At 50.6% G+C, this 7,603-nt stretch carries 4 protein-coding genes and 1 pseudogene; 1 reads left to right on the top strand and 4 read right to left on the bottom strand.

The window, feature by feature from the left end:
• A pseudogene (locus C7453_RS18315) lies at nt 1-816 on the top strand (IS3 family transposase); the annotation flags it as partial.
• 483 nt (nt 817-1,299) lie between these two features.
• Here C7453_RS18315 and C7453_RS18305 read toward each other — a convergent pair.
• The 4 genes from C7453_RS18305 to C7453_RS18285 form a co-directional block, all read right to left on the bottom strand.
• Nucleotides 1,300-2,283, bottom strand: a complete 984-nt coding sequence (locus C7453_RS18305; protein WP_211311105.1) for a CBASS cGAMP-activated phospholipase — start codon at nt 2,281-2,283, stop codon at nt 1,300-1,302.
• Between the two features lie 497 nt (nt 2,284-2,780).
• A complete protein-coding gene (locus tag C7453_RS18295) occupies nt 2,781-3,980 on the bottom strand; it encodes a nucleotidyltransferase domain-containing protein (protein WP_114729625.1) in 1,200 nt (399 codons plus the stop codon).
• Nucleotides 3,981-4,073: 93 nt separating this feature from the next.
• Nucleotides 4,074-6,296, bottom strand: a complete 2,223-nt coding sequence (locus tag C7453_RS18290; RefSeq protein ID WP_114729624.1) for a S8 family peptidase — start codon at nt 6,294-6,296, stop codon at nt 4,074-4,076.
• Nucleotides 6,293-7,450: an AAA family ATPase gene (locus C7453_RS18285; protein ID WP_114729623.1), complete on the bottom strand. Its 1,158-nt coding sequence runs from the start codon at nt 7,448-7,450 to the stop codon at nt 6,293-6,295. The genes C7453_RS18290 and C7453_RS18285 overlap by 4 nt, the downstream gene beginning before the upstream one ends.
• Nucleotides 7,451-7,603 lie beyond the last annotated feature (153 nt).

The following is a 7,603-nucleotide window of genomic DNA, read 5'->3' as shown; positions in this document are numbered from 1 at the left end:
GTGGACAGGCTTCAGGGGGAGTGGAAGATCTCGACACGGCGCGCCTGTGCGGTGCTGCAGATCGATCGTTCCCTGTATGTCTACAAGTCGAAGCGCGGCACGTAGGCCGAACTGACGCAGCGGATCCGGGAGATCTGCGCAACCCGTATGCGCTATGGCTATCGCCGCGTTCATATCCTGCTGCAGCGGGATGGCTGGGCGGTGAACCCGAAGCGGATCTATCGTCTTTACAAGGAGTTGGGCATGCAACTGCGCAACAAGGTGCCCAGGCGCCGGGTCAAGGCGAAAGTGCGCGAGGACCGTCGTCCGGCGACACATACCAATGATAGCTGGGCGATGGATTTTGTTCACGACCAGCTTGCGACGGGGCGCAAGATCAGGATCCTGACCGTGATCGACACCTTCTCCCGTTTCTCGCCGGCCACCGATCCCCGGTTCAGTTACCGCGGCGAGGATGTCGTCCAGACCCTGGAGCGGATCTGCGGGCAGATGGGTTATCCCAGGAGCATCCGGGTCGACCAGGGCTCGGAGTTTGTCAGCCGGGATCTGGATCTATGGGCGTATCAGAAGGGTGTCGTGCTCGACTTTTCTCGCCCGGGCAAGCCGACCGACAACAGCTTCATCGAGTCCTTCAACGGCAAATTCCGGGCCGAGTGCCTGAACACGCACTGGTTCATGAGCCTTGACGACGCCCGGGCAAAAATGGAGGCTTGGCGTCAGGACTACAACGAGGTCCGCCCACACAGTGCCATCGGTAACAAACCCCCGATATCGCTGCTGAACGGCTCTCCGGCGGATCTGCTAGTGGAGCCTTGAACCCGGAAGTTTCCAGTTCACGCTGGCCCAAAGTCGGGGAGCACTTCAAAACCCCACAGACCCTAACTCAAAACTGAGGGCACGTTCGGGGCAGGGTCAGAGAAGGTCGTGCTGACGCCCGGCCCGAACCGGGGCGAGATCGACGCGATGCTGTATGGAGAACTGGAGACGATGCTGACCTGGATCGAACGGCAAGTCATTGGAAAGTCTGAAAAAAGAAACACCCCCGGAGCGAGGCTCACGGGAGTGCCGGAATCGTTGGTTGCGGGGGCCTGCAAGCACCGATACCGACAATCACTAGCATTTTCTATTTAGGCGAATAAGCAAGTATCTTTATCAAAAATAAAATATGACCCTTAAGATCTCTATGTAAAAAATGACTGCAAGGAGGCGTTATCCTATATATAATTCTCAGTTATTATTACTTTGAAAGCTCGTTCGGAGCCTTTGATTTGCAATATTCACTTGCCCCCACAAGCAGACTCATAGTGGATGATACGGAATAAATGTATCGGCAGGTTTATCAAAAAAATGCCGTCGAAGTTCAGGAAGCTTCTCACGCGCTTCCACAACTGCGCGATTCTTCATTTCAGCAATACGACCAGCATTATCTAATGTGTAACGACCTGACGGGGCTATCTGGTCTACACGCCAGATAGCTTGGTGGCCGTGACCATCTCCTGTAAGTATTTTTGCAGCGCCGAGCGCACTATGAGATTGACCTGCCATGAACAGCCGAGTGACATGAGCAGCCATCGGCAATTTTCCAGTCCATCGAGGCGGGGCATTAACTTCTTCGATCGTCCCGATACTAAGCACCTTCAGGCTCTTGGCGGGCCATCCCAGCGTTCCGACCGCCTCGACCACCGCTGCGCCAATCGGATTATTGGCCCAAACACCACCGTCAATAAGCTCGACTTGATCAGACGTATTATGTGCAGGCAGAAATGTTGGAGCCGCAGCAGTAGCCATCGCTGCATCTACTGCCAACTGCCCAAAATCAGTTTCCAGTCGCGGATGGTGGGCCGTCTTATAGATGTAAACGCGTTCCAATATCGGGTGCCACGCAGGGATAAGCAGTCGAGTTGCGCTTTCCCCAAGACGCCGTTCTCCGAGAATGCCGTCGAGAGCAGCGCGGAGTTCTGTCGCTTCATATTTACTGCCAACCCAGTGCCGCGCGCTTCTCCAGCGCTGACGGAGCCAATTACGAATAATGCCGTGCTGCTGATCGAAGATTGCGGGTCCACGCTCCTCATAAAGTTTTAGAATCTCGTTTGCAGAAAGCCCCAAACCCAAGCCAACAGCTATAATGCCACCGGTCGACGTGCCTGCGATCAAATCAAAGTATCGACCGATCGGATGCTCGAGATGCTCTTCAAGCCGGGCAAGAAAAGCTGCGGGAAACACTCCTCGAATTCCCCCTCCATCTAAACACAAAATACGGTAGAATTTATCCTGATCATCCAACTTGATCATATCCGTTTTGTAATTGGTGTCAGAAGCTTACGCTTCGGTTTATGACTATCGGATCGCTCTCGCACTCTAGGATGTAATCCACCACCTGACCATTCATCGGACAGCAGCCATGCCTCGAAATAGAACAACCAGAGTGCCGTCCATGGTACGATCGTCTGATCTAGCCACATCCAATTTCCCCACTCGCCCGAGTTTGGAAGATAAAGACAAAGCCGTGTTGGGAATTGTTCATATACGTGAGGTAGTTTTCTTCCCTCAGCCAAGATCGTAAGATCAGGCTGGTCAATGTAGACTGCCGGTGCCTTCCCTTGCCGATATTCTATCCGAGCATGATACAACCTGCTTAAGGGCGTAGGCGTTACCGGAAAACTCCACGTAAGAATGTTACCGCGCAGTTTTCCGTGACCTTCACAGATCGGGTTAGACCGTAAGGCGATATACTGTTGGGAAGGCGTCAGCGGCCGAGGAAGATAGAAGCGCATTGGAAACTATGGCGCCCCATAAAACGTATTACTACGGACTGATGTCGTCCGCGCCACAGGCATTTTTGCAGTTGTCAAGCCAATCCCAGGCGCAAAGGCCAGCATACGGGCGGATCGCACGGCCGACATGCTATCAAGCATCTCCTGGATAATTTCTCGCGCAGGAGCCTGTCCAAACGATGACGCAAGGGTTCTACCCAAACCATCAAGCCCTTCAGCAGCACTCAGTCGCTCCAAATCCAGCATCATTACAGCGTGCCACTCGAAAAATTCCTCTGCCTTAACTGGCTCCTCATTCCAACGTTCAGCGAAATTTTCGCCCTCAGTTGTTTCGTTCCAGATAGCCCAATAGATGCGTCCGCTTACCATATTTCTGCGGATAAAAGCAGGCATGTGACGAATCACTGCATGCAAGACATCCAACTCGCTGTCGAACACCATCGTCTGGACACAGTGTTCGTAACTCCACGCAGCAAGCGTAGTTATAATTACTGAAATCGGCGCTAAAGACATATCACGTTCGAGAAAATAACTGTCGCGATGTCTCTTCGCAATTTGCACAATCCGGCACAAAAGTCCTTTAAAGCGAGGACGCTCCGGGAACGGTTCAATATCCGCATCCGCGCGTGCTCGGTCTTCCGCATAACTCATCAGAAGACGCATCTGCGGAACCAACTCGGCCCGACGCTTGAATGCATCTCGGTATCCTTTGGGATTGCTCGCCTTCCATTCGCAAAGGGTTTTATCAGGTACCAATTCTCCGCTGTTGGCACAATCCGCGTTTGGAATAGACGGCGTTATATCCAAATGGAATTCATCTGCATAATTTAGTCGCCAGCAACGCGGCTTTTCCTGAAGAATATTATTATAACGCTGATTGGCCTTCAGTCGGTCACCAACTATCTGCTTGCACAGGGCTGGCGGCAGCCACTGACCGAAAGCCGGAAGATGGCAAACCAAGTCTACATCGTACTCAGTCTGGCCAATCGGCTTTACGGTGGTTCCGAGCGCAATCGACCCTTGCAAGTAAATACTACTGGAGGCAAGCCGGCTATCGCCGGCGGCAGCCAACCATTGACCCACCGCTTCATAACTGGATTTGGCACGACTAGCTTGAGTCTCGCTTGGTTCCAATCGCTCGCAGAGCCGCTCCAAGAGTCCGAAAAGTTCTACCTTCCTGAGCGCAGGGCGCCGTTCAATGTACATTGCAACCTCTGATCAGATGGACTGAACCCATTCACTCGAATGCCAAAGCACCCATTCAATTCGAAAAATACAAAATTCCAACTCCAACAGTTCCTATGTTCGAATTGGCAGAGTTACTTTTGGCTGAATTGGTACGAGTGCTTTTGTATAACTGCGCAAAATATCATTATAGAGATCAGGATGTTTAGAAGCCTCTACTGTGATGATTAGCGCATAACGAATTTTTTCAGCGCTTGTCGTAGCATGTCCTGCTTCACGTGCATTGTAATGGATGTCGAACACTGGGCTATCGAGACTACGACCGAGCATACGTTTATCGCCATGTAGAATCGTTTCCCATTTCCCCATGTCCGAACGACGCTCCTCTTCAGTTGCGTACTTTTTCATATCGAAAAAGCCTTTTGTATCGGCGTTCGCTTTACCTTCTTTTACCTTCTTATCACTGGGACGGAAGACAATATCCAAACCAGCTCGAGTATAGGTAACAGCATCCTGTGGATCTGTTGGTGATGCGTAACAAAAGGTTGCCTTCAGGCGTATTTTCCCTTGTAGACCACCAGCTGGTATTGGAAGCGGTGCGCGCAAATATTTTCCGGGTTTTAATTCGCCTTGATAGACAACCCGCGCCACTCCAGATGGACAAGTAATAACTTCCATCAAATCTTCTGGAACTTTACCCCAACCCACTTCAATTTTATCGTGTTCAGAGGAATCAGCACTATGAACAAGCAACGCTTTAATAGCGAGCGGTGATAAATCCGAACCAAGAACTGCATGAACTCCAACAGCATTGCGCAATAAATATGGTGATGCAAAACTTGTTCCCAATTGAGGCACTAAGGATGGTTTGGCTCCTGATGCCAGAACATGAAAATATTTAGAATTTTCTGCGGCCCCTCCGAAAGCCATAAGATCAGGTTTTACTACGCCTGGACTACGACCGGGTCCAACGGCGCTGTAAGCGGCCCGACCCCAAGTTTTATCAACATTGTCAGCAGCCCCTACGGACAACGCATTCACGCAATCCGATGGCACCTGAACACGTGCGTTACCTGTGGCGCGATCCATAGCTCCGTTATTTCCAACGGCTATGGTCATCAATGTATCGCCATCGCTCAATAAATCATCAATCACAGAAGTCCACGCGTGTACATCCATATCTTCAATTGGGAGATCCGGTCCCAAGCTCAAATTGATGAACTGATAATAACGAGACAGAAGAACTTCTTCCACAAACCCCAGCGTACGATATAATTCCAGTGGATCTTCTGATTCAGTTTCACGATCCAGGACACGGAGATGATCAACATAAGAATAAGGCCGAGACGGAGTGCTATTGGGTGTGATCGGTCCAAAAAGGAATGCCGACGTGACTGCAAGGCCATGCTCCACGCCGCCCGGATCATCTTCGGCATGCTCATCCATGACGCGATAAGTATTTACCCATGGAGCAACGCTACTCTTCTCGGGCAATCCACCATCCAGAATGGCAACTTTAGGCTCTGACGACAGCGGCTGCTCTGTGGGCAGGCTACACGGCACAGTCACCCCAGAAGCTCGTTGTATCGGACGCATACCACGCAACTTGGGCATGGAACGAATTACACGTACAAAAGAGAACTCCGCTAGGTCCCTGATGCTCTCGCTATCGCCCTCGGCAGGAAGAAACCACAAATTCCCTGCGCTAAATGCCAGATCGAGATGCAGCTTTACGCCAACGTCGGTCGCATATTTGGCAAATGCACGTTGTACAAATTGAGAGTTATCTCCAGGTAACAGATGAACACCCACTTCAAAAAAACGATCGTGGGATTTTTCGAATGACACAATGCGATCTGTTGACTCAAAAGCAGAAAAATTCTCAATATGAGAAAGATCTTTAGCTTCACTGGATCCTTCTTCAACTTCTCCAGCCCAATCTGCCAACTGACGAAACGCTTTTCGCCGTCCCACCACAAAAAGCTCCGTGGTTGTTGACTCGCGCGGAGAACCCTTTTTTGACCAGGCCTCCGGGGTCAGCTTTACAGCTCTACTCCCAACCGACTCAAGACCAGCACTACGCAACATTGCGACTGGATAAAAAGAACGCGCGATGTAACTGGGATTCAAGGCGAGACGAGCCACACTCAAGTCGCCCGGACAGGCTTTGGAGGGCAACCTATCGAGATTTGTCGATGTCTCGATAAATTGCGGCACCAAGCGTGTTTTCGCCTGCTGCAACGTATAAACTTCAGTTTTCGTTATGCTTCGTCGGGGCCCCTTGATATCGTAAGTAAGGAGTTCACCCCGTCCTATCAGAAAATTAGTCTGACTCATCCTTCACGTCTCCGCTTTTTAGGAACGACGGCAGGACCGTCAGTCGTGTATTTTCTAATAGTATCTCGGCTTACACCTGTAATATCTGAAATACTATGCTGAGACAGGCGTGTTTGTTTAGCTAGTAAAACAGCCATATCGATACGCCCCTGCCGATCCAACGATAGAGCACGAGCTTTAATGAATTCCTCAATTAAATCGACATCTGGAGCCGTTCCCAATGCTACTGCTCGTCGAAAGCGCTGTATTTCTCTTCCTATATCGCTAAAGGACTGTCCACGAAATGCGAAGGTCAGAATATCTACCCACCGAGCAAACAATGCGAAATCAGGTCCCAAGAAGCGTTTAATAGCTTCTTTGACCGCTACAGGCTCAGGTGTCTTAAATTCGACAACCAAATCAAACCGTCGCCACAACGCAGGATCAATCAGCTCTGGATGATTAGTTGCGGCCAACAACATTCCGGCAGCAGGCCACTCATCAACTTCCTGCAAAATCACTGTCACAAGGCGCTTGAGTTCACCCACATCGGAATCATCGCTACGTCGCTTGGCAATTGCATCAATTTCATCAAGCAACAAAACACAAGGGCGTTGTTTAGCAAAATCAAGAGCTGTGCGTAGGTTGCTGCCGCTGCGCCCTAACAGACTACTCATAACAGCAGTAAGGTCGAGTACATACAACGGTACGCCTAACTGAGCCGCCAACCAACGTGCCGTGAGAGTTTTACCCACCCCCGGTTGCCCAACAAATATTGCAGAACGTGTAGGCACCAGACCCGCCGCCACAAGACGCTCAGCTTGCTTACGCTCTAAGATCAATTGTCCAAGCGTTTCCTCCAAATCGGGAGACAATAGCGGCGCCTCCTGATCAGGAAGGTCCCTGAACTCTTTAAGCAATGATAAGCGCGATTCGTCGTCCACCGGCAAAGCCTGTTCCAGAGAAGATGGAGCAACTGCCTTGCGTAAAGGCGCTCCGGTGCGATGCGGTTTGGTGCGAAGGAACAGATCTACCTGCTGTGCCAGCTCTGGTTCAGTTCCTCGATATTTTCTAACTAGCCGCGCGGCGAACAAGCGCACGTCCTCCGTTTGCTCGGCCAAGGCAAGCCGAACAATCTGGGCTAAATCAGACTTCAATCCACTAGAATCGTCCATAAACACGATAACCCATTCATATAAACCACTTTTTTTCAGTCAAAAATGGACTAAAATTATTCTCTCATATTTTCAGCCTGCTGGAAAGATATTCCGAGCAGTCATTGCCAAGCGCCCCCTCACATTCATGGCTCCCTCATAATCAACTCTATG

The organism is Gluconacetobacter liquefaciens (assembly GCF_003350405.1).
Taxonomy (GTDB): Bacteria; Pseudomonadota; Alphaproteobacteria; order Acetobacterales; family Acetobacteraceae; genus Gluconacetobacter; species Gluconacetobacter liquefaciens.
The sequence above is the reverse complement of the archived record's forward strand: the minus strand, read 5'-3'. Positions and strand labels throughout refer to the sequence as shown.

Coding starts and splice junctions, on each gene's coding strand:
- C7453_RS18285 (WP_114729623.1), bottom strand. CDS start 7,450: ATGGACGATTCTAGTGGATTGAAGTCTGATTTAGCCCAGATTGTTCGG.
- C7453_RS18290 (WP_114729624.1), bottom strand. CDS start 6,296: ATGAGTCAGACTAATTTTCTGATAGGACGGGGTGAACTCCTTACTTAC.
- C7453_RS18295 (WP_114729625.1), bottom strand. CDS start 3,980: ATGTACATTGAACGGCGCCCTGCGCTCAGGAAGGTAGAACTTTTCGGA.